Genomic DNA, 25,716 nt, shown 5'->3' with positions numbered 1-25,716 from the left:
GCGGGTGTGATCGCCGCTCACGCGGTGGCGCCTTGTGCGGCAACGACCGGTTCATGTTCGCCTTCGCCGGCTTCGCGAGGCGAGCTCGATCCTGCTAACATCGCTGTGTCCCCGGTGTCTTGCTCCGTTACGAGCATGTCCGCGTGCTGTACGGCGTGGCTCGCGGCGGCTCCTGCGCCATCCTGCACCGTCAGACTCTCCACCGTGATCGCCCGCTCGCCATTGTTGCGGTACCGGTTGAGCGCCTCGACCTGGGCCGGAAAGATTCGCGCCAGCTTGGCGAGCGCGCGTGAGGCGCTGTCCTGCCGCGGGATGTCGTCGGCGAAGGCGAGGCGATGGGCGCAGCGCATCGCCAGGACGTGAATGGAGACCATCTGCGCCGCCAGCATGGCCTCGATGGAGTCCCTCGGCGCGATGCTCTTCATCATCGAGATCATGAAGGCGAGATTGGCCTCGTCCGGCTTCTGCGCAATCACGCTGGCTTTCACCAATTGCTTCAAGATGCCTTGCAACGCGTCACGGTCGACGGCACCGAGCGCGTCGGCCAGCAGCCGTTCGCCGGTTTTCGGGTCGGGATGGTCGATGGCAATGCGCCGCCTGTAGAGTTTGACGCGCGGGCTCGCAGCCGGGTCGCTGCGATCGGTTGCTGCAACCGGCGGCGTGGTGTGGCGATCTGGGGATGTCGTCATGTGTCGTGTCCTTTACCGGCGCAGGTGCGCGAACGACCGTAAGCGTAGCGCCGAGGCCCGTCTGATTGTTTGTGCGGAGTCTTGAGAGCACCGTTAGAAGAGTCATCTTCTGGAAGGGTGCTCACAATGGACGACCATTCTGACGACATAAGACGACCGTTGTCACCGCGTATTGAAGTGTTCGCTGGCGCAGGTCGAAAGCGCTGGCCGGATGATTTGAAGGCGCAGATTGCGGCGGAAAGCCTCGAACCGGGGGCGGTTGTAACAGACGTCGCTCGTCGCCATGGCTGCCGGCCCCAGCAGGTGCATGATTGGCGGCGCCGGGCGCGTTTGGGCCAGTTGGTATTGCCGGCGTCGGCGGACACGCTGTCGTTCGTGCCGGTGGTGTCGGAATTAGCGTTGCCTGCGGCCGCAGAGCCCTCCGGTTCGCCGGAAGCAGCCATTGTTACGGTTGAGTTCCAGGGCGCGCGCGTGGAGGTGCGCGGGGCGCCTGGCCTTGCTGCGTTGAGCGATGTGTTCATTGCGCTGCGACGGACACGTTCATGCTGACGATGCCGGCGAGCCTCATGATCTACGTGGCGACGCAACCTGTGGACTTCAGGAAGGGTGCAGAGGGCTTGGCGCTGCTGGCGAAGGATACGCTGGGCCATGACCCGATGAAGGGCGTGGCGGTGGTGTTCCGTGCGAAGCGCGCCGATCGGGTGAAGATCGTCGTCTGGGATGGCAGCGGCCTTGTGATGTACTGGAAGCGGCTCGATGGCAGCGGCTTCAAATGGCCACCCATCGTGGCCGGTGTGATGCGGATGAATGGGGCCCAGCTGTCAGCACTGCTGGCCGGCATGGATTGGACGCGCATGCACGCGCCTCGGATCCCGCAGCCGAAAGCGCTTGCGTAAAAATGCAAATCATCGCTGCATCGTGACGCGAAGCATGGCAAGCTCGGGCCAATGAGTGATTTGCCTGATGAGCTACCGAGCGATCCAGCCGAGTTGCGTGCCTTTGCCGCGGCTCTGCTGGATCGCTGCGCCCGGCTCGAGCGGTTGCTCAAGCTTGCGAAAGATGCGCAGTTCGGTCGGTCCTCGGAAAAGCTGGACGCTGATCAGCTGCAGCTTGTTCTGGAGGATATCGATCAGGCCGTTGCGGCTCTCGAAGCCGCCGAGAATCGTGCCAATCCCAAAACAGGCGAGAAGAGAGCTGCCGCGCGCAGAGCCAACCGTGGTCAGCTGCCGGAGCATTTGCCGCGCGTCATCGAGACTATGATGCCGGCCGAGAGCTGCTGCCCGTCTTGTAAGGGCAACCTCTTCGAGATTGGTCAGGATGAGAGCCAGAGGCTCGACGTCGTTCCGGCGCAGTATCGCGTCATCATCACCCGCCGTCCCAAGCTGGCCTGCCGCGCCTGTCATGGCGTCGTCCTGCAGCACGCGGCTCCCGAGCGATTGATCAGGGGAGGATTGCCCACCGAGCGGCTGGTCGCGCATGTGATCGATGCCAAGTATCACTGGCATTTGCCGCTTTACCGCCAGGCGCAGATGCTGGCGACGCACGGAATAGCGCTGGATCGTTCCACGCTCGCCTTCTGGGTCGGCTATGCCGCCCAGGAATTGAAGCCCGTGTGGCATCGTCTGCGCCAGCTTCTGCTCGCCTCCTCGAAGCTCTGTGTCGATGAGACCCCGGCGCCGGTGCTGGATCCGGGGCGCGGCAGAACAAAAACCGGCTACTTCTGGGCGCTGTCACGCGATGACAGGCCTTGGGCCGGACCTGATCCGCCTGGGGTAGTCTATGCCTATGCACCGGGCCGCGGCGCCGTTCATGGCTTGCGGCTGCTGGAGGGCTATCGCGGCATCATCCACTGCGACGGCTATCAGGCTTACAAGACCATGACCCGAGAGACGCGTGCGGACGCCCTGTCCGGGACGCTCGCCTTCTGCTGGTCGCATCTGCGGCGCCAGTTTGTGAAGATCGAGCGGGAGGCTGCGCCTGCGCCAGCTCCGGTTGCCCGCGAGGCTCTTGAGCGCATCGCCCAGCTTTACGCGGTCGAGAAGGCCCTCCGCGGCCGATCTGCGGACGAGCGCCGTGCTGGCCGACAAGCGCATACCCGGCCTCTGGTTGCAGCCTTGAAGCAGTGGTTTGAGGCCAAGCTCGATCACCTTGCGCAGAAGAGCGACACGGCGAAGGCTTTGCGCTATGCACTACGTCATTGGGACGGCCTGACGCTCTATCTTGATGATGGGCGCATCGAAATGGACACGAATGCTGTCGAGCGTGCGATGCGACCGATCAAGCTCAACGCCAAGAACTCTCTTTTTGCCGGTTGCGACGAAGGCGCCGGGAATTGGGCATTGCTGGCTTCGCTCATTGAGACCTGTAAGCTCAATGGCTTCAGTGCCGAGCACTGGCTCGCTGACGTTCTCGCCAAGCTCGTCAATGGTTGGCCTGCAGCGCGACTGGACGAACTGCTTCCCTGGGCGTCGACCTATACGATGCATACACGCGATCCGAGGCTGGCGGCATGAGCCTGAACACGACCGCGGTCCGGATCAAGGTGACCCTCAAGGATGTGAAGCCGGAGGTGATGCGTCGCCTTGTCGTACCCGTCACCCTGCGCCTTGATCGGCTGCATCTGACGCTTCAGGAGGCATTCGGCTGGACGAACAGTCACCTCTTCGAGTTCTTTGCTGGTGAGGCACATTGGGGGATTCCCGACCCCGACAATGATTACGGTCACCAGCCCATGGATGCCCGCAAAGCGCGGCTGTGCGATATCGTTCGCGAGACCGGCGCCAAGACGATCCACTATCTCTATGACTTCGGCGACAGCTGGGACCATGTGATCAAGCTCGAAAAATGGTTCGAGAACACCACGACGGAGGGGCTTCCCTTCCTGCTCGAGGCCGCCGGTCGTTGTCCTCCGGAAGACGTCGGCGGTGCGCCAGGCTATGCCGAATACCTCGCCGCCATCAGCGACCCCGCCCATCCCGAGCACGGACACATGCGCCTCTGGGGCCCGGAGCGGTTCGATCCCAACGTCGTCGACCGGAAGGCACTCGAAGCCGCCGTCAACGCGTTGTCCGACACAAGGAAGCCGCGGCGACGCGCCACGCGAACAAAATAGGCGTCAAGCGCCATTCAAAAGGGCCGCAGAGCTACGCTTACGAACGACCGCTCGCGTGCTGCGCGCGGTTACCAATTTTGAGATGTCGATGAGAGGCTTGCGCGCGATCGCGGCGAGGCGCCCGTGGAGCGGGCGGCGTGGACGCTGGCGATTGTTGCGATGATGCCATCATGCCGGTGTTTTGCCCGACGTGTCAAATTTAATTTCGCGGTATCCGAAGTCACCAGTCCTGCGCAAGTCCTTGTCCTGACAGGGGCCGGCTACTGTGCATGGGGTTGTTTTCGCATTTTTTGTTTGGATGCGGCTCTCGCGTGCCGCGCGACGGAATGCCGGCGTGCAAACGCGATTGCGAAATCCGGCGCGACCGCTAATCATGATCTCCAGAGGCGCCGCACCATGCAAAAGCGGCGGCGCGGGTCCGGGGAGAGAACGAATGCAACGAACGCTTCGCCTGCTGGCGATTGTCGCCGGATTGTGCGTGACGACCGAGGCTCTCGCGCAGAAATATCCGACGCGTCCGGTCAAGATCATGGTCGGCTTCAGCGCGGGCGGCCCGGTCGATGTGGTCGCGCGCATTGTCGGCGACCGGCTGCGCAACAAGCTAGACCAACCCTTCGTGGTCGAGAACCGCGCCGGCGCCAACGGCATGATCGCAGCCGAGGGCGTGGCGCGCGCGGACGCGGACGGCTACACCATCCTCGCCTGCAACTCGTCCACCATCACGCTCAACAAGACGCTGTTCAAGGACGCCCGCTACGATCCGCAAGGGGACTTTGCGCCGCTCACCACCGTCATCTCGGCGCCGCTGGTTCTCGTGGTCAATCCCGAGAATCCCAAGACGGCCAACATCAACACCGTCGCCGATCTGGTCGCGGCGGCGAAGGCCGCGCCCGGCGCGCTCGCTTACGGCTCGGGCGGCAACGGCAACCTCGCCCATCTCGCCATGGAGCTGCTCAGCCAGAAGGCTGGCATCAAGCTGATCCACGTGCCCTATCGCGGCGGCGCGGCGTCCGAGGTCGGCATCCTCGCGCAGGAGGTCCTGGCGGTGTTCGATCCCTTGTCCGCCGTCCCGCTGGTGAAGGCCGGCAAGCTGCGCGCGCTCGCGGTGTCATCGGCCGAGCGGCTGCCGGCGCTGCCTGATGTGCCGACCGTCGCGGAGGCCGGCTATCCCGGCTTCGACATCTCGTTCTGGGTCGGCTTCTTCGTGCCGAAGGCCGTGTCCGCGCCGATCCGCGAGACGCTGCACCGTGAGATCGTCGCCGCCGCCAAGGATCCGGCGGTGCAGGAGCGGCTTGAGTCGCAAGGCGTCGTGAGTGTGCTCAGCCCGGTCGACTACGCCGCGAAGATCGCGAAGGAGACGACGGAGCTTGCCGAGGTCGTCGCGGCCGCGAACATCAAGGCGGAGTAGGGGGCGTCGCGGCGAGAGGATCTGCTTGCGGTAGCGGATCAGCGCTCGCTCGATGCGAGGCGCACGGCGCGGGCCTTCGCGCCGGTCGTCTTCCTCGATGCGCCGACGGAATCCTCATTAAAGCAGCAGGGAAAACCGGCCTCGAACCAGGCCTTGAACTAGTCCTTGGGAAAATCCTTGCGCATCGCGATCTCGGCGGCATCGCCGGGCGACAGCACGGTCTCGAACGCTGCTTGCGGCTTCGTCATGATGTCGTAGAGCGAGATGCCCTTGATCGGCTTGTCCATGAGCACGCGAACGCAGTCGGCGAGCGTGCCGTTGTAGACGAGATAGGGCGGACCCCGGTCCTTCTGTCTCTCGCCTTTCAGCGACGGCCACTTCTTCAGTTCGGCCGGCGCGTCGTAGGCGATCGGCGATTCCTCTTTGAACATGCGCTTGGCCTCGGGCGGCGTGGAAGGCCCGAAAGTCCTAGTGCCGCCGGGTAAACGCACGTTAAAGAATTAGTTAAAATCAGCCGGCAACGAAGGCGAGCAGGGTGCCGTTGGCCTTGGCCGGCGGCACGCAGATCGCAGCTCCGCTGTGCAACGCAGCCGGACCCAACGCCTTCTCGGTGGCTTCGAGATCGCCGCTGATGAGGACCAGGGCCGCGCCGCCGCGCGCGGAAAGACCAGTTAGCGGCACGCCGGGATAGCGTTTGCCGAGCTGCCCCAGCGTCAGATAGACGAAGTCGGCGCGGTCGCCGCCGGACGGCACGGCGACTGCACCATCGGCTTCCGCCTTCGGTTCGCGGTCGATCAGGCGGCCGAGATGCGCCGCATCCTGCGCGGGCTCGGACGTTGCGATCAGCGTCTGCTTGATCCGCTTCGCCGCATTGGCGTGCTTCATCAATTCAGGAATCCACACCGTCTCGCGGGTCTTGTGCTGGCAGGCGAAGATGCGCACGCCGCCGGGCGCCTCCGCGGTCGGCCACATGAAGGTGCGGAATTTTGCCGCCGAGATCGTGCCATCGGGCAGCGTCACCGGCCGTTCGAAATCGGTCGGGCCGATCGGCGTCAGGCCGCGCGCACGGATCTCCTCGGCGCCTGCTGCGCTGTCTACCGCCGTGAAGGCGATGCGCTCGATGCCCTCGCCGTGCCTGTCGACGAAGGCGTGGGCAGGTGCGTTGTGCTCGGTCGCCACCAGCACGCCGAGCAGCTCCATATAGTCGGGGTCGAACATGATGGTGTAATTGCCGGTGCCCATATGCGCGCTGTGGGTGCCGCGCGGCGACAGGGTGAAACCGAGCTGCCTGTAGTTTTCGGCGGCCTTGTCGAGGTCCCGAACCATGACCACGGCGTGGTCGATACCGATGATGTTCTTGAGGGCCACTGTTCTTTCCCCGCAGCAAATGCAAATTACGACCTGGACCGCGCCGGCGGCCGCTGGCCCTGTCTACGCCGGATAGGCGATCAAGTCATTTTCAAATCGGCGCTAGATGCGGAATTTCATTTCGCGAAATGCGGTATCGACGCGTGATGGCGTCACTGCGCCTGCTCGATATAGGCGGCGAGGATGGCGCGCTCCTCGCTGGTCATGTCGGTGATGTTGCCCGGCGGCATCGCATTGGACCACGCCGCCACGCGGCCGATCAGGCGGATGTTGCGATGGATGTGCTCGGGCGCGTCGAGCAAGATGCCCTTGGGCGCGGTCACGATGCCGGCCCAGACCGGCTCGGCCGCGTGGCACATGCTGCAACGGGACATCACGATCTCCTCGACATTGGCGCGCGTTGGCAGTGCCGACAGCGCGCCCGTCCTGATCTCGCGTGGGCCTGCGGCGGAGAGCAGGAGGATCGCGATCACGCCCAACGCGGCGACACCCCAAACCCACCACGGCGATTTGCGCCCCGCGTGCCGCTCGTTGAAGAAGTGGCGGATCACGGGGCCGAGCGCCAGAATGATCGCGACGATGATCCAGTTGAAGCGCGTCGCGTAGAGCAGAGGATAGTGATTGCTGATCATCAGCACGACGACGGGCAGGGTCAGGTAGTTGTTGTGAACCGAGCGCTCCTTGCTGGTCTTGCCGAGCTTCGGATCGGGCGCCTGTCCCGCGATCAGGCTGGCCACGATCTTCTTCTGGTTCGGGATGATCAGTGCAAAGACGTTGGCGACCATGATGGTGCCGATGATCGCCCCGATCTGGTTGAAGGCGCCGCGACCGCTCAGGACGTGGGTGAAGGCGTAAGTGAGCGCGACCAGGAACAGATAGCCGCCGATGGCAAAGGGCAGCTCACGCTGCGCGAGCCCGGTGCGGCAGGCCGCCTCATAGAGCAGCCATGCCAGCGCCAGGCTGCAGAAGCTGAACAGCCCGGCCTGGATCGGTGAGAGGTCGAGAATCGACTTGTCGACCAGGAACAGGTCGGCATCGAGATAGTACACCACCACCATCAGCGCGAAGCCGGACAGCCAGGTGGTGTAGGCCTCCCATTTGAACCAGGTCAGCTCCTCCGGCATCTGGCTCGGAGCCACCAGATATTTCATGATCCGGTAGAAGCCGCCGCCATGGACCTGCCAGGCCTCGCCCTGCACGCCGTCCGGCAGGTCAGTCTTCGGCTTCAGGCTGAGATCGAGGGCGATGAAGTAGAAGGAACTGCCGATCCAGGCGATCGCCGCGACCACGTGCAGCCAGCGCAGCAGCAGGCTCGCCCATTCCGATATGATGGATCCCCACATGATCACCCCATCAATTGCGACCTGGATGCCGCAGCTTTGATGACCGCAACCGGCGGTCGCGCCCTTACAATGTGTCGCACCGATCTGCCGCATTTTCCAGTACGATGGGCTCCGGCTGATGCACATCGTGCGGGCATGAGCTGACGTGGGATTCGGCAGGTGTTTGTACTGCCGCAGAACATTTGCGGACCTATAAGCGTCGACGTTCAGGACGCGCAGGCTGGGAGGAAGACGACGTGAAAAGCAGGATCTCGTCCGCAGCAACGGCTGCGGGATTGCTGGTCGCGGCTGCTGCCTGCGCGCAGGCCGATCCGGTTCTGCAGGGCAAGGACGCCTATGGCGATTGGCAGGCCGACAAGCCCGGCACGGTCAGGTTGATCCGGCCGCAGGATCTCGTCAGGCCCGGCGCGACACGGTCGGTTGCGAGCACCGCGCGCGTGGCGTCGCGGCCGCCGGAGGCCATGCCACGTGTGCCGACGGGTTTCAAGATCGAGCTGTTCGCCGAAGGCTTGCGCGCGCCGCGCATCGTGAGGGTTGCGCCGAACGGCGATGTCTTCGTCGCGGAGACGCGGGCCGACGCCATCCGCGTGCTGCGCGCCGGGGATGGCGGCAAGGCCGCGACCAACGAGGTGTTTGCCAGCGGATTGAGACGGCCGTTCGGCATCGCCTTCTTTCCGAACGGCGACAATCCGCAATGGGTCTATATCGCCAACACCGACAGCGTCGTCCGGTTTCCCTATCAGGCCGGCGATCTCAAGGCGCGCGGCAGGGCGGAGACGATCGTGGCAAGCCTGCCGCAGGACGGCAGCCATTCCACCCGCGACATCGTCTTCACGCCCGACAACAAGCGCATGCTGGTCTCGGTCGGCTCGCTCAGCAACGTCGCCGAGGGCATGGGGACGCCGCCGGGCGGATTGGATGGCTGGTCGAAGACGCAGCCGCTCGGCGCGGCCTGGGCCAGTGAGCTCGAGCGCGCCACCGTGATGGCCTTCACGCCTGACGGCAAGGACCGGAAGATTTATGCCACCGGCATCCGCAATTGCGTCGGTCTTGCGATCGAGCCGCAGAGCGGGCTGCCCTGGTGCTCGACCAATGAGCGCGACGGGCTCGGCGACGATCTCGTGCCCGATTACGTCACCAGCGTGAAGGAGGGCGCGTTCTACGGCTGGCCGTGGTTCTATATCGGCGGCAACGAAGATCCGCGTCACGCCGGCGCGCGGCCGGATCTCAAGGACAAGGTGACGGTGCCCGACGTGCTGATCCAGCCGCACTCGGCTTCGCTCGGCATGACTTTCTATCAGGGCACGCAGTTTCCGTCCGACTATCAAGGCGATGCCTTCGCCGCTGAGCACGGCTCCTGGAACCGCTCCAAGCGCACCGGCTACAAGGTGATCCGTATCAGGATGAAGGACGGCAAGCCCACCGGCGAGTACGAGGATTTCGTCACGGGGTTTGTCGTGAGTGACACGGAGGTCTGGGGAAGGCCGGTTGGTGTCGCCGTGGCGAAGGATGGATCGCTGCTGGTGTCGGAGGACGGCAATGGCACCATCTGGCGGGCGACGCGCGCGCCGCAGTGACGCTGTTACCCTCCCCCTCCAGGGGAGGGTAAGCAGCGCGCTCGAATTACCCCCGTCTCACACTCGCGCCACCATCCACCGGCAGCGTCACGCCCGTGATGAAATTCGCCTCGTCCGACGCCAGAAACAGCGCTGCGTTCGCGACGTCCCAGCCGGTGCCCATCTTCCTGCGCAGCGGCACCTTGCTGTCGCGCTCGGCTTCGACTTCAGCGCGGGGCTTGGACCATTCGCGGGCGCGGGTGTCGACGGCCATCGGCGTGTTCATCAGGCCGGGCAGGATGACGTTGGCGCGGATGCCGTATTCGGCGTTCTGGTAGGCGAGCTGCTCGGTGAAGGCGATCATCGCCGACTTCGTCGCCTTGTAGGCGACGTAAGGATAGGTCGTGATCGCGGCCATTGAGGAGATGTTGATGATGGCCCCGCTTCCTTGCGCGCGCATGATCGGGATCACTTCCTTCGCGGCGAGAATGCAGCTCTTCAGGTTGATGGCGACGACCCGGTCGAACGCCTCTTCGGTGATCTGAAGCAGCTCGGCATCGCCCCCGGACAGGCTGACGCCGACATTGTTGTGCAGCACGTCGATGCGGCCCCAGCGCGCCTGCGCATCCGCGACCATCGCCTTGATGTCCGCGGATTTGGTCACGTCGGCCCTGAAGGCCGCGGCGGTGCCTTGTTCCGCTACGATCAGATCGACGGTTTCCTGCGCCGATTCCAGGTGATGGTCGACGCACAGCACCTTCGCGCCCTCGCGCGCGAAGGTCAGCGCGGTGGCGCGGCCGTTGCCCATGCCTTCACCGGGGCTCTGGCCGGCGCCGACGACGATCGCGACCTTGTCCTTCAAGCGCATGTCACTTCACTCCCGGGATCGGGTACTGCTGGAGTACCTCTTTGTAATACGGTTCGTTGTCGATCTTCATAGTGGCGAGCACGCGCACCACACCACAATAGAAGGCGATGGTGAGTACGAGGTCGACCATGTGCTCGTCGGAGAGATGCTGCCTGATCTCGGCGAAAGTGCCATCCGACATCGCGAGCTCGCGCACCATCTCGCGGGCGCCTTTCAGGATCGCCCTGGCGAGCGGCTCCAGCTTCGACGGCGTGCCCTCGGTCTCCGCCATCAGGCCTGCGATGTCCTCGTCGGTGACGCCGAACTCCTTGCCGATCTTCACATGGTGGGTGAATTCGTATTCCGATTTCTCCATCCAGCCGACCTGGAGGATCGCGAGCTCCCGCAGCCGCGGGTCGAGCTTGCTCTTGAAGCGGATATAGCCGCCGATGCCGTTGAAGGCGCGCGCCATCTCCGGCGAGTTGACCAGCAGCTTGTGCAGGTTGGTGTTGCGCTTGAGCATGTCGCGATAGTCGGGCGCGACCTGGTCGGCCTCGAGATAGGGCAGGCGGGCCATCCGTGTTCCTTTCAGTGTTCCTGTGATTCACGTTCCGGCGCTTGCAGCGTCACGCCGCCGTCGACCACCAGCACCTGGCCGGTGATGTAGCGCGCGAAGTTGCTGAGCAGGAATTTGACGGCGTGGCCGACGTCCCAGCCGGTGCCTTCGGTCTTGAGCAGGGAAGCCCTGGCGCGGTTCGCGCGGGCCTGCTCGCTCATGCCGCGGGCATAGACCATCGGCGTGTACATCGGTCCGGGGCAGATGCAGTTGACGCGGATGTTGTCGCGACCGTGATCGACCGCCATCGCGCGGGTCAGGCCGATGATCGCAGCTTTTGAGGTCGTGTAGGTCGTGAGCCCGCGCGGCCGCAGCGCCGAGATCGAGGAGATATTGACGATCGCGCCGCCCTTGGCGGTCTTGATCATCGCGGGGATCGCGTGCTTGGAGAGCAGGAACAAGGTCTCGACGTTGACCTGCATGACGCGGCGATACTGCTCGGGCGTCTCGTCGACCACGCTGCCGCGGCTGCCGATGCCGACATTGTTGTCGAGGAAATCGAGCCGGCCCCAGCGGTCGAGCGCTGCCTCGACCAGTGTCTTGCAATCGGCTTCGCTGGTGACGTCGCCGCCATGTGCTGCTGCCGTGCCGCCCTCGGCCATGATCATCTCCACCGTGCGCTCGGCGAGCCTGAGGTCGCGATCGGCCACCAGCACTTTTGCGCCGGCGCGGGCCAACAGAATTGCTGCAGCGCGGCCGTTGCCGATGCCGTCGCCAGCGGCGCCACCGCCGCTGATCAGCGCCACCTTGCCGGCGAGGCCGGCATCGTCCTCGGGGCCCTGCATGTCGTTTCATCCCAATTATTTTCGTGCAGATTAGCAATCGCCCTGGCAGGAGAGAAGGCCGATGGTCCCGCGCAGATGTCATTGACATCGCATGGAATTGCATGCCGCCGGGCGGCACGGCGCGCGATTAAGCGGGCATATCGCGGAACTGTTCTGCCGAGCTTGCGTTTGTTGCGGGGGCTTTTCCGCGCTAGGCTCTCGCCTGGGGTTTCCCAATCGTCAGTGGCTTGCCGATGAATCTGCTCGATCCACAAGGGCCGGTGGCTGCCGCCAACAGCACCATCCTGGTCGATTCCGTCTTCATCATGCTCGTGATCGTGGTGCCGACCATTTTCGCGATCTTGGCCTTTGCGTTCTGGTTTCGCGCGTCCAATCCGAGAGCACGTTACCAGCCTGACTTCGTCTATTCCGGCCGCGTCGAGATGGTGGTGTGGGCGATCCCAGCGCTCACCGTGATCCTGCTCGGCGGCGTCGCATGGATCGGCTCGCACCAGCTCGATCCCGCCGCGCCCGTGCCGGGCACCGGCAGTCCGGTCCGCATCCAGGCGGTCTCGCTCGACTGGAAATGGCTCTTCATCTATCCGGACCAGCGCATCGCCACCGTCAACACGCTGACGGTGCCGGCCGGTGCCGAGCTGAATTTCCAGCTGACGTCGTCGAGCGTGATGAACGTGTTCTTCATCCCGCAGCTTGGCAGCATGATCTACACCATGAACGGCATGGTGACGAAGCTGAACCTGCGTGCCGACAATGAGGGCAAGCTGCAGGGGCTGTCGGCGCATTTCTCCGGCGACGGCTTTCCCGACATGATGTTCGACGTCAACGTGATCTCGCCGCTCGCCTTCCCGGATTGGGTCGCGACCACGGCGAAGACCGATGCCGTGCTGAACGAGGAGAGCTACACGAAGCTGATGCAGCAGGGCATCGAGAAGAACAGGCTGACCTTTCGCCTGGACGATCCCCGTCTGTTCGACCTGATCGCAACCCAGCACATTCCGCCAGGGCCCGGCCCGGAGCTGCTCTCCGATGCCGGCAGGCCGCATAGTGGAGGCCACGATGCTCGGTAAGCTCGATTGGTCGGCGATTCCGTTCGACCAGCCGATACCCCTCGTCGCGGGTGCCGTGGTGCTGGTCGCGATCCTCGGCGTGCTGATCTGGGTCGTCGTGAAAGGGCATTTGCCGTATCTCTGGCACGAATGGATCACCAGCGTCGATCACAAGCGCATCGGCGTGATGTACATCCTGCTCGCTTCGGTCATGCTGCTGCGCGGCGGCAGCGACGCCATCATGATGCGGCTCCAGCAAGCGGTCGCTTACCAGTCACAAGGCTATCTCCCGCCGGAGCACTACAACCAGATCTTCTCGGCGCACGGCACCATCATGATCTTCTTCACGGCGATGCCGTTCGTGATCGGGCTGATGAACCTGATCGTGCCGCTTCAACTCGGCGTGCGCGACGTTGCTTTCCCGACGCTCAATTCCGTCGGCTTCTGGCTGACCGCGACCGGCGCGCTGCTGGTCAATATCTCGCTCGTGGTCGGCGAGTTCGCGCGCACCGGCTGGCTCGCCTTTCCGCCGCTGTCGGAACTGTCCTATTCGCCGGGCGTCGGCGTCGACTATTACGCGTGGTCTTTGCAAATCTCCGGCGTCGGCACGCTGGTCGCCGGCATCAACCTCGTCACCACCGTGCTGAAGCTGCGCACCAAGGGCATGAACTATCTGCGCATGCCGATGTTCTGCTGGACCACGCTGGCCTCGAACCTCCTGATCGTCGCGGCGTTCCCGATCCTCACTGCCACGCTGGCGATGCTGCTGCTCGACCGTTACCTCGGCTTTCACTTCTTCACCAATGAAGCCGGCGGCAACGTCATGATGTTCATGAACCTGATCTGGGCCTGGGGGCACCCGGAGGTCTATATCCTCGTATTGCCGGCCTTCGGCATCTTCTCTGAGGTGGTGTCGACCTTCTCGGGCAAGGCGCTGTTCGGCTACCGCTCGATGGTGCTCGCGACCATGGCGATCTGCGTCATCTCCTTCATGGTCTGGCTGCACCATTTCTTCACGATGGGCGCCGGCCCCGACGTCAACGCCATCTTCGGCATCGCCAGCATGATCATCGCGATTCCGACGGGCGTGAAGATCTACAACTGGCTGTTCACGATGTATGGCGGCCGCATCCGTTTTGCGACGCCGATGCTGTGGGCGGTCGGGTTCATGGTCACCTTCATCATCGGCGGGCTGACGGGCGTGCTGGTCGCGGTGCCCCCGGCCGACTTCATGCTCCACAACAGCATGTTCCTGGTGGCGCACTTCCATAACGTCATCATCGGCGGCGTGCTGTTCGGCGCCTTCGCCGGCTTCGAATACTGGTTCCCAAAAGCGTTCGGCTTTCGTCTCGACGAGCGCTGGGGCAAGGCGGCGTTCTGGTTCACCTTCCTCGGCTTCTACGTCACCTTCATTCCGCTCTATATCGCCGGCATGCTCGGCATGACCCGGCGCATGCAGCACTACGACGTCGCGGACTGGCGGCCATGGATGTTTGTGGCCGCCGCCGGCATGGCGGTGCTGTCGATCGGCGTGATCTGCCAGATCGTGCAGCTCGTGGTCAGCATCCGCAACCGCGAGGCCCTGCGCGACCGCACCGGCGATCCCTGGGACGGCCGTTCGCTGGAATGGGCGACCTCGTCGCCGCCGCCCGTGTTCAACTTCGCCTTCTATCCGGATGTGCGCGGCGAGGATGCTTATTGGGATCAGAAGGCCCATGCCAAGCAGCAGCAGCTCGAGCATGATCGGCCGGAGTATCAGGATATCGAGATGCCCAGGAACTCGCCGACCGGCTTCGTGTGCGCGTTCTTCGCCACCATCATGGGCTTCGCGCTGATCTGGCACATCTGGTGGATGGTGATCCTGGGCGGCATCGGCGCATTCGCGACCTTCGTCGTGTTCGCCTGGCGCGACCATGACGAATACGTCATTCCGGCCGACGAGGTCGCAGCGATCGACCGTATCAATCTCGAGGAACGGCGCAGCCTCGTCAGCATGGCGGGAGCGCTCTGATGTCGATGACGGCGACCGCCGGCCGCGCGCATGCCGACCCCCACCACATCGGGCTCGTCGTCGAGCACCCCGGCCCGGCATCGAAGCGCATTGTGACCGCCTACGGCTTCTGGGTCTTCCTGCTCTCCGATATCGTGATGTTCTCCTGCTTCTTCGCGGCCTATGCGGTGCTGTCCGGCCAGACCGCCGGCGGCCCCAGCGGCTCGGAGATCTTCGAGCAGAGGAACGTCGCGATCGAGACGGTCTGCCTGCTGCTGTCGAGCTTCACCTGCGGCATGGCCAGTATTGCTGCCGACGTGCGCAACCGGTTCTGGTTCTATCTCGGCATGACCGTGACCTGCGTGCTCGGACTGATCTTTCTCACCATCGAGTTCCGCGAATTCGCCGACCTCGTCGCACGCGGCTATGGCCCGTCGCGCAGTGCGTTCCTGACCTCGTTCTTCTCTCTGGTGGGCTGCCACGGCCTGCACGTCTCGGCCGGCATATTGTGGCTGCTCACCATGATGGCCCAGGTCTTTGCAAAAGGCTTTCGCGCCGACGTCCTGCGCCGGATGATGTGCTTTGCGCTGTTCTGGCATGCGCTCGACATCGTCTGGGTCGGGGTCTTCTCCGTCGTCTACCTGCTTGGGAGTGCCGTATGAGCGATCAGACGCATGTGCGGACCGGACACGATCTCGCACCGGGCGAGGAAGAGCAACACAGCGTCGGCGAGCGGGTGCTCGGCTACGTCGTTGGTCTCGGCCTCGCGCTATTGCTCACGGCAACGTCATTCTTCATCGCCGGAACCGACCTGGTCTGGCAGCCATCCATCCCCGTCGCTCTGATCGTGCTGGCGATCGCGCAGATGGGCGTGCACCTCGTGTTCTTCCTGCACATCACGACGGGGCCTGACAACACCAACAACGTGCTGGCGCTCGCCTTCGGCCTTCTGGTCGTCTTCCTGGTCGTCGGCGGCACCGTCTGGATCATGGGCCATCTGAACGCGAACATGCCGCCGATGGACCAGATCATGCCGATGCGGAAATAGGGCGCACAAAAAAGAAGAGCCGCTTGTTGTGACAAGCGGCCCAAGTCTAGGGAGGAAACGCCCGAGCAAAGCAATCGGACCGAAGCCGGATTGCTGCCAAGGAACGCTCGCGCAAAGCGCTTGCGTACATATTAGATGTAGCAACCACCGAGAGAGTTCAATTCCGGATCAATACTGTCTCCGGCTACCGCTCACATGCTCGTGACGGGCTTCCTCATTTCGGCCGGCGGCAATTGTAGGCCTTGCGGAAGCCGGCGGCCTGCGCGTCGTCCTCCGAGCAGAACCAGCGGTCCGGCTTGGTGGTCGCTGGATAGCTCGGGCAGCCCCTCAAGTGATAGATGCCGATATTGCCGGTGACACGGGCGCGCACGGCGAGCTTGCCCTTGATGCTGCAACTCGGCGGCATGGTCAGCTCCTCCGGAAACAGCGCCGCGCGGATTTCCTTGTCGCGGTCGGCGCGGCAGGCGGCGCCGAGCAGCGTGCCGTCCTTCTTGCCCATGCGGAATTCTTGCGGTGCAACAAAGCAGCCCTTCCAGATGCCGGCTGACGCGGTTTTGGCATCGGCCGCGGCAGCCTTGACGTTCGCCTTGATCGGCTCGCGGGCGATGGCATAGCCAAGCTTGACCAGCTGCTCATTCAACGAGACCTTGTCGCCCTCGGCGGTGCAGATCGCCCGGTGCCGTTTGCCGAAGCTCTTTTCCGGCCCGACATCGTCACAACGCACGCTGCGTTTGTTGATCAGCTTCGCCAACTGGTCGCGGGCCTCGATGCCGCAGGTCCAGGGATCGGCGTGATCGTCGATGCAGACCTGGTCCAGCTCGGGCGCGTCGACGCCGTCGAGGCGGTAGGTGACGTCGCCGAGCTGGATCGAATTGGCGTCCCGGACGGTCGCCGCCGCCGTCAGCGCGGAGGCCGGCCCGGAAGAGGCCAGAAACCCGGAGAGAGCGAGAAACGAAACAAGCGCGAAGGCGCGGGCGGCGGCAAATGAATTCCTAAGGGACATAACGTCTCGCTATCGATTGCTCTGGCGCCTCGTTCCTAGCATCCGGAGGTCGCGATACCAATGGTCTGCGCCCTGCGAAGCGCGACATTCGCGGGCCAGCCTTTACTGACCGGCCGGTCTGCCCCTATCGTTCGGCACGATCAAAAACCTGCGTAGACCGAATCGCCCTTGAAGCGGCGAGGGCGGGAGGAAGAAAGTTCGATGAAAGACCCCGTGGACGTCCTGATCATCGGCGCCGGCGCTTCAGGTGCCGCGATCGCGTGGTCGCTGGCCGAGACCAAGATGCACATCCTCTGCCTGGAGCAGGGCGGCTGGATGAACCCGGCGGAATATCCCAGCACGGGCCGCGACTGGGAGGCCAAGTTCTACGGGGAGTGGTCGTCGAGCCCGAATGTCCGCGGCCGGCCCGAGGACTATCCGATCAACGACGACAATTCGCCGATCAAGGTCGTCAACTACAACGCGGTCGGCGGCTCGACGGTGATGTACACCGCGCACTGGCCGCGGCTGCATCCCTCCGACTTCAAGGTGAAGACGCTCGACGGTGTCGCCGACGACTGGCCGATCGACTACGACGCGCTGACGCCGTTCTTCGAAGAGAACGACCGCATCATGGGCACGTCTGGGCTATCGGGCGATCCGCTGTCGCCGCTGACGCATCCGCCGATGCCGCAGCAGCCGATGGGATTGTCCGGCGCCATCATCGGCAAGGCCATGAACGAGCTCGGCTGGCACTGGTGGCCGTCGGACACGACAGTCGCGACCACGGACTATGAGGGCCGCGCGCGTTGCATCAATCTCGGCCATTGCACGCCGGCCTGCGCCCAAGGCGCAAAATCCTCGACCGACATTACCTATTGGCCGCACGCGATCCGCGCCGGCGTCGAGCTGCGCACGCATTGCCGGGTGCGGGAGATCACCACCGACGAGAACGGCATGGCCTCGGGCGTGGTCTATTACGACAAGGACGGCGTCGAGCAGTTCCAGCCGGCGCATGTCGTCATCATCGCCTGCAACGGCGTCGGCACGCCGCGGCTGCTGCTCAACTCGGCATCCAACCGCTTCCCGCACGGTCTTGCCAATTCGTCGGGCCTCGTCGGCAAGAACCTGATGTTCCATCCCTATGCGCAGATCTACGGCTATGTGAAGGAGCCGACCGACAGCAACCGCGCGCCGCCGACCTGCCTGTGGAGCAAGGAATGGTATGACACCGACCTGTCGCGCGGCTTCGTGCGCGGCTACGGCGTCCAGTTCGTGCGCGGGGCAGGGCCGGTGTTCGAGGCTGTCGTGAGCGAGCAGAGGGGCATTTTGCCGTGGGGCGCGGATCATCACCGCGTCTTCCGCAAGCTCAATGGCCATCGGCTGGGATTCTCCGCGATCTGCGAGGACCTGCCGGAAGAGCACAATCGCGTCACGCTCGATCCTGTCCTGCAGGACAGCCACGGCATTCCAGCGCCGAAGATCGACTACACGATCAGCGAGAACAGCCGGAAGATGATGGAGCATGCGCTTGCCCGCGGCCGCGAGGTTCTGGAAATGGCGGGGGCGACCGACATCTGCGTCAACTCGCCGATCCCGTGGGGCGGCTGGCATCTGCTCGGCACCGCGCGGATGGGCACCGACCTCGAACGCTCCGTCGTCAACGAATGGGGCCGCACGCACGACGTGAAAAATCTCTTCATCGTCGACGGCAGCATCTTCGTCACCTCGGGCGGCGTTAACCCGACGTCTACCATCCAGGCCCTCGCGCTCTACATCGCCGACCAGATGAAGCAGCGCCTCGCAAACTTGTTCGACTGAGGCCGTCATGTCCGCAGACAATCAACTCACCCGCGCCCAATGCAACGATCTCCGCACCATTGCTGCGATGATCGTGCCCGCCAGCGATGAGTACAAGGTGCCCGGCGCCGACGATCCCGCGGTCCAGACCGACATCCTGACGACGCTGGGCCGCGACACCAAATTGGTGGCGGCGGCGCTGGACCATCTGGCCCGGCTCGCAGGGCAACCGCTCGCCGAGCTCGGTGCCGCCAGGCGCGATGCGGTGGCGCAGGAGTTTCGTAGTTCCGGCGGCGCGGCTGCCGCAACGCTCGTCCGCGTCGTCCTGCAATGCTATTACCGCGACGATCGGGTGCTGCGCTCGCTCGGGCTCGAGCTGCGCGCGCCGTTCCCCAAGGGTTACGTGCTCCCGGACGGCGACTGGTCGCTGCTCGACCCGGTCAAGGCGAGGGCGGGCACGCTGCGGCGGGCGCCCTAGCCACCTTGGTCGTCAAGCGCTGGCAGCCCAGCCTTGCGCCCCAGGCGGGTCCCTTGCGCTGGCAGGAACAGGCCACCATCTGTGTGAGCCTCAAGGACTCTTGCCATGCGGATTTTACCTCAGACATCGTCGATGACGCCGCGTCATCGCGAGCGACAGCGTCTGCTCCGGTCGACGACCGGGCCCTGCTGGACGCCTATTCCAATGCCGTGATCGACGTGACCGACCGTGTCGGTCCCGCCGTCGTGCGCGTCGAGACCGGGCCAAAGGTGCCGAACGGCCGCGAGCGCGGCGGACTCGGCTCCGGCATCGTCATCTCGCCGGACGGGCTCGTCCTCACCAACAGCCACGTGGTCGGTTCCTCCAAGGAGATCCGGCTGCGGGACGTCGAGGGTAACGTCGGTGAGGCCCGGGTGCTCGGCGTCGATCCCGACACCGATCTGGCGCTGCTCCGCGCCAACGGCGTGCGCGACTTGCCCTATGCCGCGCTCGGCAACTCCAAGACCCTGCGCCGCGGCCAGCTCGTGATCGCGATCGGCAATCCGCTCGGCTTCGAATCGACCGTGACCGCGGGCGTGGTCTCGGCGCTGGGGCGCTCGATCCGCTCGGTGAGCGGGCGCACGATCGAGGACGTGATCCAGACCGATGCCGCGCTCAACCCCGGCAATTCCGGCGGTCCGCTGGTGTCGTCGAATGCCGAGGTGATCGGCATCAACACCGCCATCATTAACGGCGCGCAAGGCATCTGCTTCGCGGTCGCCAGCAACACCGCGCAGTTCGTGCTGTCGGAGATCATCCGCCACGGCTATGTCCGCCGCGCCTTTATCGGCGTCGCCGGGCAGACTGCACCGGTCCCGCGGCGGCACGCGGTACTGGCCGGCGTCGACAACAAGATGGGCGCGCTCTTGATGCAGATCGAGCCGGACGGACCGGCGACGAAGGCGGGCCTGTTGCCCGGCGACGTCGTCATCAAGCTCGATGGTGTCGATATCAACGGCGTCGATGATCTGATCCGCGTGCTCGACCGCGACCGGATCGGCCGGCGGCTCGCCATGGACGTGCTGCGGCTCGGCCGCTTGCGGGCGATCGATATCGACCCGATCGAGCGCAAGCCGGCGCGCTAGCGTTGGTGCCTCCGGGCGAGGTATGACGGTGTCATGCCTCGTTCCCGGACCCTTGCCGCATGATGCCGGCGCATGAGACCTACGATGTCATTGTCGTCGGCGCCGGTGCGGGTGGCATGACGGCCGCGGCGGTGGCCGCCGCTGAAGGCTTGCGCGTGCTGGTGATCGAGAAGACGGCGTTCGTCGGCGGCACCACCGCCTGGTGCGACGGCATGGTCTGGATCCCCGCCAATCCCAAGATGAAGGACGTCGGGCTGTCCGACAGCATCACGGACGCGGTCCGGTATCTGTCGAGCACGGTGCCGGAGCCTGCCAATGCCGGCTTGCGCGCCGCCTTCCTCGCGCGCGGGCCGGAGGCAGTCGCCTATCTCGAAGCCAACACGGAAGTGCGCCTCCAGCCGGTGAAAGCCTGTCCGGACTGTTATCCGGAGCGGCTGGGCGCAACGCCCGGCGGGCGCGTGCTGGAGCCGGTCGCGTTCGACGGCACCCGGCTCGGCGCGCCTTTCGCGCGGCTGCGCGCGCCGCTGCCGGAGCTCACGCTGTTCGGCGGGATGATGGTCAACCGCCTCGACATCCCGCATCTACGCCGGGCCGGAAAATCGTTGCGTTCGACCCTGCGCGCGGCGCGGCTGGTTTCCGAATATGCGTTGCAGCGGTTGCGCAACCCGCGCGGCACGACGCTGCATCTCGGCAACGTGCTCGCGGCGCGGCTCTATGCCTCGCTGCTGGCGCGGCAGGTCGAGATTCTCTTCTGCGCCGATGTCGAAGACCTGTCGATGCAGGGCGATCGCGTTGGCGGCGTTATCATCCGCCACAGCTCCCGCGACCGCCTGATCTCAGCGCGTCGCGGCGTGGTGGTCGCGACCGGCGGCTTTTCGCACGACGCTGTGTTGCGCAAACGCTTCTTCCCGGCCGCGGCTGGTTTCGTCTCGGCGGCCAGCACCGCTGGCACTGGCGACGGGCTCCGGCTTGCGACCACGGCCGGTGCCGCGCTCAACACGGAGGCGACGAGCCCGGCTTATTGGGTGCCGGCCTCGCTGTTCCGTGGCGCCGATGGCAGCCGAGGCGTTTTCCCGCATACGGTGACCGACCGCGCCAAGCCCGGCGTGATCGCCATCAACGCGGCCGGCCGTCGCTTCGTCAACGAGGCGCAGTCCCACCATGAGTTCGTGCTGGCGATGTTGCGCGACGGCAATGGCGAGCCGGACCGGCCGTTTTATCTCGTCTGCGACCGTCAGTTCCTGTGGAGCTACGGCCTCGGCCGCATCAAGCCGTTTACGCTCAACCTCCGGCGCCATGTGGCGAGCGGCGAATTGCTCAAGGCTCCCGACATCGCGCAGCTCGCGGCGAAGATCGGCGTCAATCCGTCCGTGCTCACGGCGACGATCGCAAGTTACAACGTTGATGCGAAGCAGGGCCGCGATCCCGAATTCGGCCGCGGCAGCACCATCTATCAGCGCCACCTCGGCGATGCCACCCACAAGCCCAATCCTTGCGTCGCGCCGATCCTCCGCGCGCCGTTCTTCGCGATGCGCATCCATCCGGCCGATCTCGGCACCGCCATCGGCATGAAGGTGGATGCCCAGGCGCGCGTGCTGCGTGAGGACGGCACGCCGGTTGCGGGTCTCTACGCCTGCGGCAACGACATGGGCTCGATCATGAACGGGAACTATCCGGGGCCGGGGATCATGCTCGGGCCGGCGCTGACGTTCGGGTATATCGCGGGGCGGCATCTGGCGGAGGGTGGTGCGGCGCGTGAGACGGCTGCCGGCGTTTCAGCCTCGGTCTAGCCACCTCCACCACTGTCATGCCCCGCGAAGGCGGGGCATCCAGTACGCCGCGGCCTATCGATTCAACCACAACCGCCTCGGAGTACTGGATCGCCCGCCTTCGCGGGCGATGACACCGAGAATGAGGCGACAGCTCCCCCGCTACTCCGCAGCCGCGGCAAAGCGGCTGTTCTCCAGCTCGGCCTCCAGCCGCGCTGTCTTGGCTGCCGCGAGCTTGATGTTGGCTTCCTTGACGTGGCCGAAGCCGCGGATCGTCTCGGGCACGCGGGCGAGCCGCGCCAGCAGCGGGATCTGCTCCGCCTTCAGCCCGGACATTCGCTGATCGATCATGCCGAGATAATCCGCGACCAGCTTCCGCTCGGTTCGGCGCTCCTCGGTGCGGCCGAACAGGTCGAATGCGCCGCCGCGCAGGAACTTCAGCTTGGCGAGCAGGCGGAAGGCGTGGATCATCCAGCCGCCGAACTCCTTCTTCTGAAGGTGCCCGGTCGTCTTGTCGCGCTGCGCGAAGATCGGCGGGGCGAGGTGGTATTTCAGCGTGAAGTCGCCGTCGAACTTCTCCGACACCTTCCTGGCAAAGCTGCCGTCGGTATAGAGTCGCGCCACCTCGTACTCGTCCTTGTAGGACATCAGCTTGAACAGGTTTTTGGCGACCGCCAAGGTCAGCTCTGTAGACGCGGGCGAGGCGGCTGCTTCCGCCTTGCGCACCTTGGCGACGGCTGCGAGGTAACGGTCGGCGTAGGCCCTGTCCTGATACTCGGTCAGAAACTCCGCGCGGGTCGCGATCACGTCGTCGAGCGACTTCGTCGGCGCGGAAGCGCGGCTCTTGAACTGCAGTACGCTGCGCACGCGCGACATGTCGTGGGCGGCCAGCCGTCCCCATGTGAAGGCGAGCTTGTTCATCTCGATCGCCGCGCCGTTGATTTCGATAGCGCGGAGCAGGGCCTCCAGCGACAGCGGGATCGCGCCCTTCTGGAAGGCGAAGCCGAGCATGAAGGGATTGGTCGCGATGCTGTCACCCATCAGGGCCGAGGCAATGCCTGTCGCGTCGATGATGTCGAGGTTCGTGTCGCCGACGGCGTCACGCAGCACGGTCTGCATCGTGCCCAGCTCGAAATCGAGATCGGGATTTTGCACGAAGCTCGCGGTCGGTTGCAGGTCGGCATTGATGTAGGCTTTGGTCACACCGCGTTCGGCTCGGCTGAGCGCGGAGGGACCTGCCGAGACGATCATGTCGCAGCCGAGGATGACGTCGGCGCCGCCGGTGGTGATGCGGACGGCAGAGATATCCTCCGGCCTTTGTGCGATGCGGACATGGCTCATCACCGCGCCGTTCTTCTGCGACAGGCCGGTGAAGTCGAGCGCGGAGCAGCCGCGGCCGTCGACATGGGCCGCCATGCCGAGCAGGGCGCCGATGGTGATGACGCCGGTGCCGCCGATGCCGGTGACGAGGATGTTGTACGGCGCCTCGAGCTCGCGGGCAGGAGGCAGCGGCAGGTCGGCGAACAACTGTCCGGAATCGACCGCCGACGTCTTCATCCGCTTCAGGCTGCCGCCATGCACGGTGACAAAGCTCGGGCAGAAACCTTCGACGCAGGAAAAGTCCTTGTTGCAGTTGGACTGGTCGATCTGGCGCTTGCGGCCGAACTCGGTCTCCAGCGGCTGCACCGAGACGCAGTGGAGGCCTGCGAGCAATCGCCGCAGCCTTCGCAGACGAGCTCGTTGATGAAGGCACGCTTGGCGGGATCGGGATAGAGCCCGCGCTTGCGGCGGCGCTTTTCGGCGGCGCAGGTCTGGTCGTAGATCACGACCGTGAGGCCCTTGATGTCACGCAGCTCGCGCTGCACGGCGTCGAGCTCGCGGCGGTGATGGATGGTCGCCCCCTGCGGGAAGTAGTTGCCTTCCGGATACTTCGTCGGATCGTCCGATACGATCGCGAGTCGCTTGACCCCCTCGGCCCAGACCTGGTGCGCAATCTGCGCGACGTTGAAGGCGCCTTCGGCGGGCTGGCCGCCGGTCATCGCGACCGCGTCGTTGTAGAGGATCTTGTAGGTGATGTTGATGCCCGCGGCCGATGCCGCGCGCAGAGCAAGCAGGCCGGAATGGGTGTAGGTGCCGTCGCCGAGGTTCTGAAAAATGTGCTTCTCGGTGGTGAAGGGCGACTGGCCGATCCAGTTCACGCCCTCGGCGCCCATATGCGAGATCAGATCGGTGCGGCGGGTCGGCATGCTCAGGGCCATGCCGTGGCAGCCGATGCCGGCCATGGCACGGCTTCCCTCGGGCACGCGCGTCGAGGAGTTGTGCGGGCAGCCCGAGCAGAAGAACGGTGTGCGCGCGAGCTTGATCTGCGTGCTTGATGTGACGGGGTTGTCGAAGGCTTCGAGGCGGGCGAGGCGCTGCTCCAGCACCGGGCTGTGATGCCCGAGCTTGCGCAAGCGCGCCACCAGTGCGCCCGCGACAATTGTCGGCGTCAGCTCGCCTTCGCTCGGCAGCAGCGGCGCGCCGCGCTCGTCACGCTTGCCGGTGACGGTCGGGCGCCTGGAGGCATCGATATTGTAGAGGATGCGCATCAGCTGGTCTTCGATGAAGCCGCGCTTCTCCTCGACCACGAGCACATCCTGAAGGCCTTCCGCGAAACGCTTGGCGCCGCTTTCCTCCAGCGGCCAGGTCAGTGCGACCTTGTAGATGCGCAGGCCCAGGTCCTGCGCGTCCTTGTCGGTGATGCCCAAATCAGCCAGCGCCTGGCGCAGATCGAGATAGGCCTTGCCGGTCGCGACAATGCCGAGCCGCGCGGGCTTTGAATCGAGCACGATGCGGTCGAGCTGGTTGGCGCGCGCAAAGGCCTGCACCGCGGCCATCTTCGGGCCGAACAGACGTCGTTCGGCGTCCAGCGGCGGATCGGGCCAGCGGATGTTGAGGCCACCGGGCGGCATCTCGAAATCATCGGGAAGCTTGATCTGGATGCGCGCGGGATCGCTATAGATCGAGGCCGAACTCTCGACGGTCTCGCTGATCGCCTTGAAGCCGACCCAGCAGCCGGAGAAGCGCGACAGCGCAAAACCATAGAGGCCGAGGTCGAGATAATCCTGGAGCGTCGCCGGATTGATCACGGGGATCAGCGCCGCCGCGAACACCTGCTCGCTCTGATGCGCCAGCGTCGAGGACTGGCAGCCATGATCGTCGCCGGCGAGCGCGAGCACACCGCCATTGAGCGAGGTGCCGGCCGCGTTGGCATGCTTGAGCGCGTCGACCGAGCGGTCGACGCCGGGGCCCTTGCCGTACCAGATGCCGAACACGCCATCGACCTTGGCGCCGGGAAACAGACCCACCTGCTGGCTGCCCCAGACCGCGGTCGCCGCCAGATCCTCGTTGAGGCCGGGGACAAAGGCGATGTCGTGCTGCTGGAGGTGCGACTTCGCGCGCCACAGCGCGTGGTCGTACATGCCGAGCGGGGAACCGCGATAGCCCGAGATGAAGCCGCCGGTGTTGAGGCCCTGAAGCCGGTCGCGTTCGCGCTGCAACATGGGCAACCGAACCAGTGCCTGCGTGCCGGAGAGGAAGATCCGCTTCGATTCGAGCCGGTATTTGTCGTCCAGCTCGACCTGCATCAGCGTCATTTCAGGAGTCCTCGTCTCTCGTTCGGCGTGGGGTTTGCGCTGCGGGAGGGATAGCGGCGGCGCGACGCGAATTGTGACAGTCAAGAGCATGGGCCGGCGAAGTCAATACGGCTAGCCGCA

General features: G+C 64.9%; 22 protein-coding genes and 1 pseudogene. 14 read left to right on the top strand and 9 right to left on the bottom strand.

Annotated elements, in window-relative coordinates; all coding sequences use genetic code 11:
* Nucleotides 1-17 precede the first annotated feature (17 nt).
* A complete protein-coding gene (locus HAP41_RS34585) occupies nt 18-689 on the bottom strand; it encodes a hypothetical protein (RefSeq protein ID WP_166088630.1) in 672 nt (223 codons plus the stop codon).
* A gap of 126 nt (nt 690-815) precedes the next feature.
* Between HAP41_RS34585 and tnpA the strand changes: the two genes are divergently transcribed.
* From tnpA to HAP41_RS34560, 5 genes are all read left to right on the top strand, one after another.
* Nucleotides 816-1,238, top strand: a complete 423-nt coding sequence (tnpA, locus tag HAP41_RS34580) for an IS66-like element accessory protein TnpA (RefSeq protein ID WP_166055731.1) — start codon at nt 816-818, stop codon at nt 1,236-1,238.
* Complete coding sequence (gene tnpB / locus HAP41_RS34575; RefSeq protein WP_166065968.1) at nt 1,232-1,585, top strand: IS66 family insertion sequence element accessory protein TnpB; 354 nt, start codon at nt 1,232-1,234, stop codon at nt 1,583-1,585. The genes tnpA and tnpB overlap by 7 nt, the downstream gene beginning before the upstream one ends.
* A 51-nt stretch (nt 1,586-1,636) precedes the next feature.
* Nucleotides 1,637-3,202 carry an IS66 family transposase gene (tnpC, locus tag HAP41_RS34570; protein ID WP_166086948.1) on the top strand — a complete coding sequence of 522 codons (1,566 nt, stop codon included), beginning with the start codon at nt 1,637-1,639 and terminating at the stop codon, nt 3,200-3,202.
* A complete protein-coding gene (locus tag HAP41_RS34565) occupies nt 3,199-3,801 on the top strand; it encodes a plasmid pRiA4b ORF-3 family protein (RefSeq protein ID WP_166055583.1) in 603 nt (200 codons plus the stop codon). The genes tnpC and HAP41_RS34565 overlap by 4 nt, the downstream gene beginning before the upstream one ends.
* Before the next feature lie 433 nt (nt 3,802-4,234).
* Nucleotides 4,235-5,209, top strand: a complete 975-nt coding sequence (locus HAP41_RS34560; RefSeq protein WP_166088670.1) for a Bug family tripartite tricarboxylate transporter substrate binding protein — start codon at nt 4,235-4,237, stop codon at nt 5,207-5,209.
* Nucleotides 5,210-5,367: 158 nt separating this feature from the next.
* On the opposite strand, the gene HAP41_RS34555 is transcribed toward HAP41_RS34560, so the two are convergent.
* From HAP41_RS34555 to HAP41_RS34545, 3 genes are all read right to left on the bottom strand, one after another.
* Nucleotides 5,368-5,640 carry a hypothetical protein gene (locus HAP41_RS34555; RefSeq protein WP_166088680.1) on the bottom strand — a complete coding sequence of 91 codons (273 nt, stop codon included), beginning with the start codon at nt 5,638-5,640 and terminating at the stop codon, nt 5,368-5,370.
* A 79-nt stretch (nt 5,641-5,719) separates the two neighbouring features.
* Nucleotides 5,720-6,577, bottom strand: coding sequence for a VOC family protein (locus HAP41_RS34550; protein WP_166088708.1), 858 nt, complete (start codon nt 6,575-6,577; stop codon nt 5,720-5,722).
* A 152-nt stretch (nt 6,578-6,729) separates the two neighbouring features.
* Nucleotides 6,730-7,920, bottom strand: coding sequence for a urate hydroxylase PuuD (locus HAP41_RS34545; RefSeq protein ID WP_166088717.1), 1,191 nt, complete (start codon nt 7,918-7,920; stop codon nt 6,730-6,732).
* 236 nt (nt 7,921-8,156) lie between these two features.
* On the opposite strand from HAP41_RS34545, the gene HAP41_RS34540 reads away from it, so the two are divergent.
* Entirely contained in the window at nt 8,157-9,497 is a 1,341-nt protein-coding gene (locus HAP41_RS34540; RefSeq protein ID WP_166088724.1) for a PQQ-dependent sugar dehydrogenase, read from the top strand.
* A 46-nt stretch (nt 9,498-9,543) separates the two neighbouring features.
* Here HAP41_RS34540 and HAP41_RS34535 read toward each other — a convergent pair whose 3' ends face one another.
* The 3 genes from HAP41_RS34535 to HAP41_RS34525 are packed head-to-tail and all read right to left on the bottom strand — an operon-like array spanning nt 9,544 to nt 11,724.
* Nucleotides 9,544-10,344, bottom strand: a complete 801-nt coding sequence (locus HAP41_RS34535) for an SDR family NAD(P)-dependent oxidoreductase (protein ID WP_166088753.1) — start codon at nt 10,342-10,344, stop codon at nt 9,544-9,546.
* Between the two features lies 1 nt (nt 10,345).
* On the bottom strand, nt 10,346-10,900 hold the full coding sequence (locus HAP41_RS34530) for a carboxymuconolactone decarboxylase family protein (protein ID WP_166088760.1): 555 nt from the start codon (nt 10,898-10,900) through the stop codon (nt 10,346-10,348).
* An 11-nt stretch (nt 10,901-10,911) separates the two neighbouring features.
* The gene (locus tag HAP41_RS34525; protein ID WP_166088797.1) at nt 10,912-11,724 is read right to left on the bottom strand and encodes an SDR family NAD(P)-dependent oxidoreductase; all 813 of its coding nucleotides are present in this window, start codon (nt 11,722-11,724) and stop codon (nt 10,912-10,914) included.
* Nucleotides 11,725-11,957: 233 nt separating this feature from the next.
* Here HAP41_RS34525 and HAP41_RS34520 point away from each other — a divergent pair, with 233 nt between their 5' ends.
* The 4 genes from HAP41_RS34520 to cyoD are packed head-to-tail and all read left to right on the top strand — an operon-like array spanning nt 11,958 to nt 15,808.
* Nucleotides 11,958-12,791, top strand: coding sequence for a cytochrome ubiquinol oxidase subunit II family protein (locus HAP41_RS34520; RefSeq protein WP_166088820.1), 834 nt, complete (start codon nt 11,958-11,960; stop codon nt 12,789-12,791).
* Nucleotides 12,781-14,781: a cytochrome o ubiquinol oxidase subunit I gene (cyoB, locus tag HAP41_RS34515; RefSeq protein WP_166088827.1), complete on the top strand. Its 2,001-nt coding sequence runs from the start codon at nt 12,781-12,783 to the stop codon at nt 14,779-14,781. The genes HAP41_RS34520 and cyoB overlap by 11 nt, the downstream gene beginning before the upstream one ends.
* Nucleotides 14,781-15,422, top strand: a complete 642-nt coding sequence (locus HAP41_RS34510) for a cytochrome (ubi)quinol oxidase subunit III (RefSeq protein ID WP_028150138.1) — start codon at nt 14,781-14,783, stop codon at nt 15,420-15,422. The genes cyoB and HAP41_RS34510 overlap by 1 nt, the downstream gene beginning before the upstream one ends.
* Entirely contained in the window at nt 15,419-15,808 is a 390-nt protein-coding gene (cyoD, locus tag HAP41_RS34505) for a cytochrome o ubiquinol oxidase subunit IV (RefSeq protein ID WP_028150137.1), read from the top strand. Before HAP41_RS34510 ends, cyoD begins: the two co-directional genes overlap by 4 nt.
* A 214-nt stretch (nt 15,809-16,022) precedes the next feature.
* Here the strand turns inward: cyoD and HAP41_RS34500 are convergent, their stop codons facing one another.
* The gene (locus HAP41_RS34500; protein ID WP_166088847.1) at nt 16,023-16,811 is read right to left on the bottom strand and encodes a thermonuclease family protein; all 789 of its coding nucleotides are present in this window, start codon (nt 16,809-16,811) and stop codon (nt 16,023-16,025) included.
* Between the two features lie 201 nt (nt 16,812-17,012).
* Between HAP41_RS34500 and HAP41_RS34495 the strand changes: the two genes are divergently transcribed.
* The 4 genes from HAP41_RS34495 (at nt 17,013) to HAP41_RS34480 (ending at nt 21,982) form a co-directional block, all read left to right on the top strand.
* Complete coding sequence (locus tag HAP41_RS34495) at nt 17,013-18,611, top strand: GMC family oxidoreductase (protein ID WP_166088872.1); 1,599 nt, start codon at nt 17,013-17,015, stop codon at nt 18,609-18,611.
* Between the two features lie 7 nt (nt 18,612-18,618).
* Nucleotides 18,619-19,068 (top strand): hypothetical protein, encoded by a 450-nt coding sequence (locus HAP41_RS34490; protein WP_166088885.1) that lies wholly within the window; start codon nt 18,619-18,621, stop codon nt 19,066-19,068.
* 83 nt (nt 19,069-19,151) lie between these two features.
* Nucleotides 19,152-20,192, top strand: coding sequence for a S1C family serine protease (locus HAP41_RS34485; RefSeq protein WP_248577137.1), 1,041 nt, complete (start codon nt 19,152-19,154; stop codon nt 20,190-20,192).
* Between the two features lie 59 nt (nt 20,193-20,251).
* Nucleotides 20,252-21,982: an FAD-dependent oxidoreductase gene (locus HAP41_RS34480; RefSeq protein ID WP_166088906.1), complete on the top strand. Its 1,731-nt coding sequence runs from the start codon at nt 20,252-20,254 to the stop codon at nt 21,980-21,982.
* Nucleotides 21,983-22,123: 141 nt separating this feature from the next.
* Here the strand turns inward: HAP41_RS34480 and HAP41_RS34475 are convergent.
* A pseudogene (locus HAP41_RS34475) lies at nt 22,124-25,596 on the bottom strand (indolepyruvate ferredoxin oxidoreductase family protein).
* Nucleotides 25,597-25,716 lie beyond the last annotated feature (120 nt).

The organism is Bradyrhizobium barranii subsp. apii, assembly GCF_011516635.5.
GTDB lineage: Bacteria > Pseudomonadota > Alphaproteobacteria > Rhizobiales > Xanthobacteraceae > Bradyrhizobium > Bradyrhizobium barranii.
Note: the sequence above shows the minus strand (reverse complement) of the source record. Positions and strands in the feature narration are given on the sequence as shown.

Bases quoted from the DNA above. Each gene is read 5' to 3' on its own strand.
- HAP41_RS34560 (WP_166088670.1), top strand. From the start codon at position 4,235: ATGCAACGAACGCTTCGCCTGCTGGCGATTGTCGCCGGATTGTGCGTG.
- HAP41_RS34525 (WP_166088797.1), bottom strand. From the start codon at position 11,724: ATGCAGGGCCCCGAGGACGATGCCGGCCTCGCCGGCAAGGTGGCGCTG.
- HAP41_RS34535 (WP_166088753.1), bottom strand. From the start codon at position 10,344: ATGCGCTTGAAGGACAAGGTCGCGATCGTCGTCGGCGCCGGCCAGAGC.
- HAP41_RS34545 (WP_166088717.1), bottom strand. From the start codon at position 7,920: ATGTGGGGATCCATCATATCGGAATGGGCGAGCCTGCTGCTGCGCTGG.
- tnpC (WP_166086948.1), top strand. From the start codon at position 1,637: ATGAGTGATTTGCCTGATGAGCTACCGAGCGATCCAGCCGAGTTGCGT.
- HAP41_RS34520 (WP_166088820.1), top strand. From the start codon at position 11,958: ATGAATCTGCTCGATCCACAAGGGCCGGTGGCTGCCGCCAACAGCACC.
- HAP41_RS34490 (WP_166088885.1), top strand. From the start codon at position 18,619: ATGTCCGCAGACAATCAACTCACCCGCGCCCAATGCAACGATCTCCGC.
- HAP41_RS34565 (WP_166055583.1), top strand. From the start codon at position 3,199: ATGAGCCTGAACACGACCGCGGTCCGGATCAAGGTGACCCTCAAGGAT.
- cyoD (WP_028150137.1), top strand. From the start codon at position 15,419: ATGAGCGATCAGACGCATGTGCGGACCGGACACGATCTCGCACCGGGC.
- HAP41_RS34585 (WP_166088630.1), bottom strand. From the start codon at position 689: ATGACGACATCCCCAGATCGCCACACCACGCCGCCGGTTGCAGCAACC.
- cyoB (WP_166088827.1), top strand. From the start codon at position 12,781: ATGCTCGGTAAGCTCGATTGGTCGGCGATTCCGTTCGACCAGCCGATA.
- HAP41_RS34510 (WP_028150138.1), top strand. From the start codon at position 14,781: ATGTCGATGACGGCGACCGCCGGCCGCGCGCATGCCGACCCCCACCAC.
- HAP41_RS34480 (WP_166088906.1), top strand. From the start codon at position 20,252: ATGATGCCGGCGCATGAGACCTACGATGTCATTGTCGTCGGCGCCGGT.
- HAP41_RS34500 (WP_166088847.1), bottom strand. From the start codon at position 16,811: ATGTCCCTTAGGAATTCATTTGCCGCCGCCCGCGCCTTCGCGCTTGTT.
- HAP41_RS34495 (WP_166088872.1), top strand. From the start codon at position 17,013: ATGAAAGACCCCGTGGACGTCCTGATCATCGGCGCCGGCGCTTCAGGT.
- tnpB (WP_166065968.1), top strand. From the start codon at position 1,232: ATGCTGACGATGCCGGCGAGCCTCATGATCTACGTGGCGACGCAACCT.
- HAP41_RS34530 (WP_166088760.1), bottom strand. From the start codon at position 10,900: ATGGCCCGCCTGCCCTATCTCGAGGCCGACCAGGTCGCGCCCGACTAT.
- tnpA (WP_166055731.1), top strand. From the start codon at position 816: ATGGACGACCATTCTGACGACATAAGACGACCGTTGTCACCGCGTATT.
- HAP41_RS34555 (WP_166088680.1), bottom strand. From the start codon at position 5,640: ATGTTCAAAGAGGAATCGCCGATCGCCTACGACGCGCCGGCCGAACTG.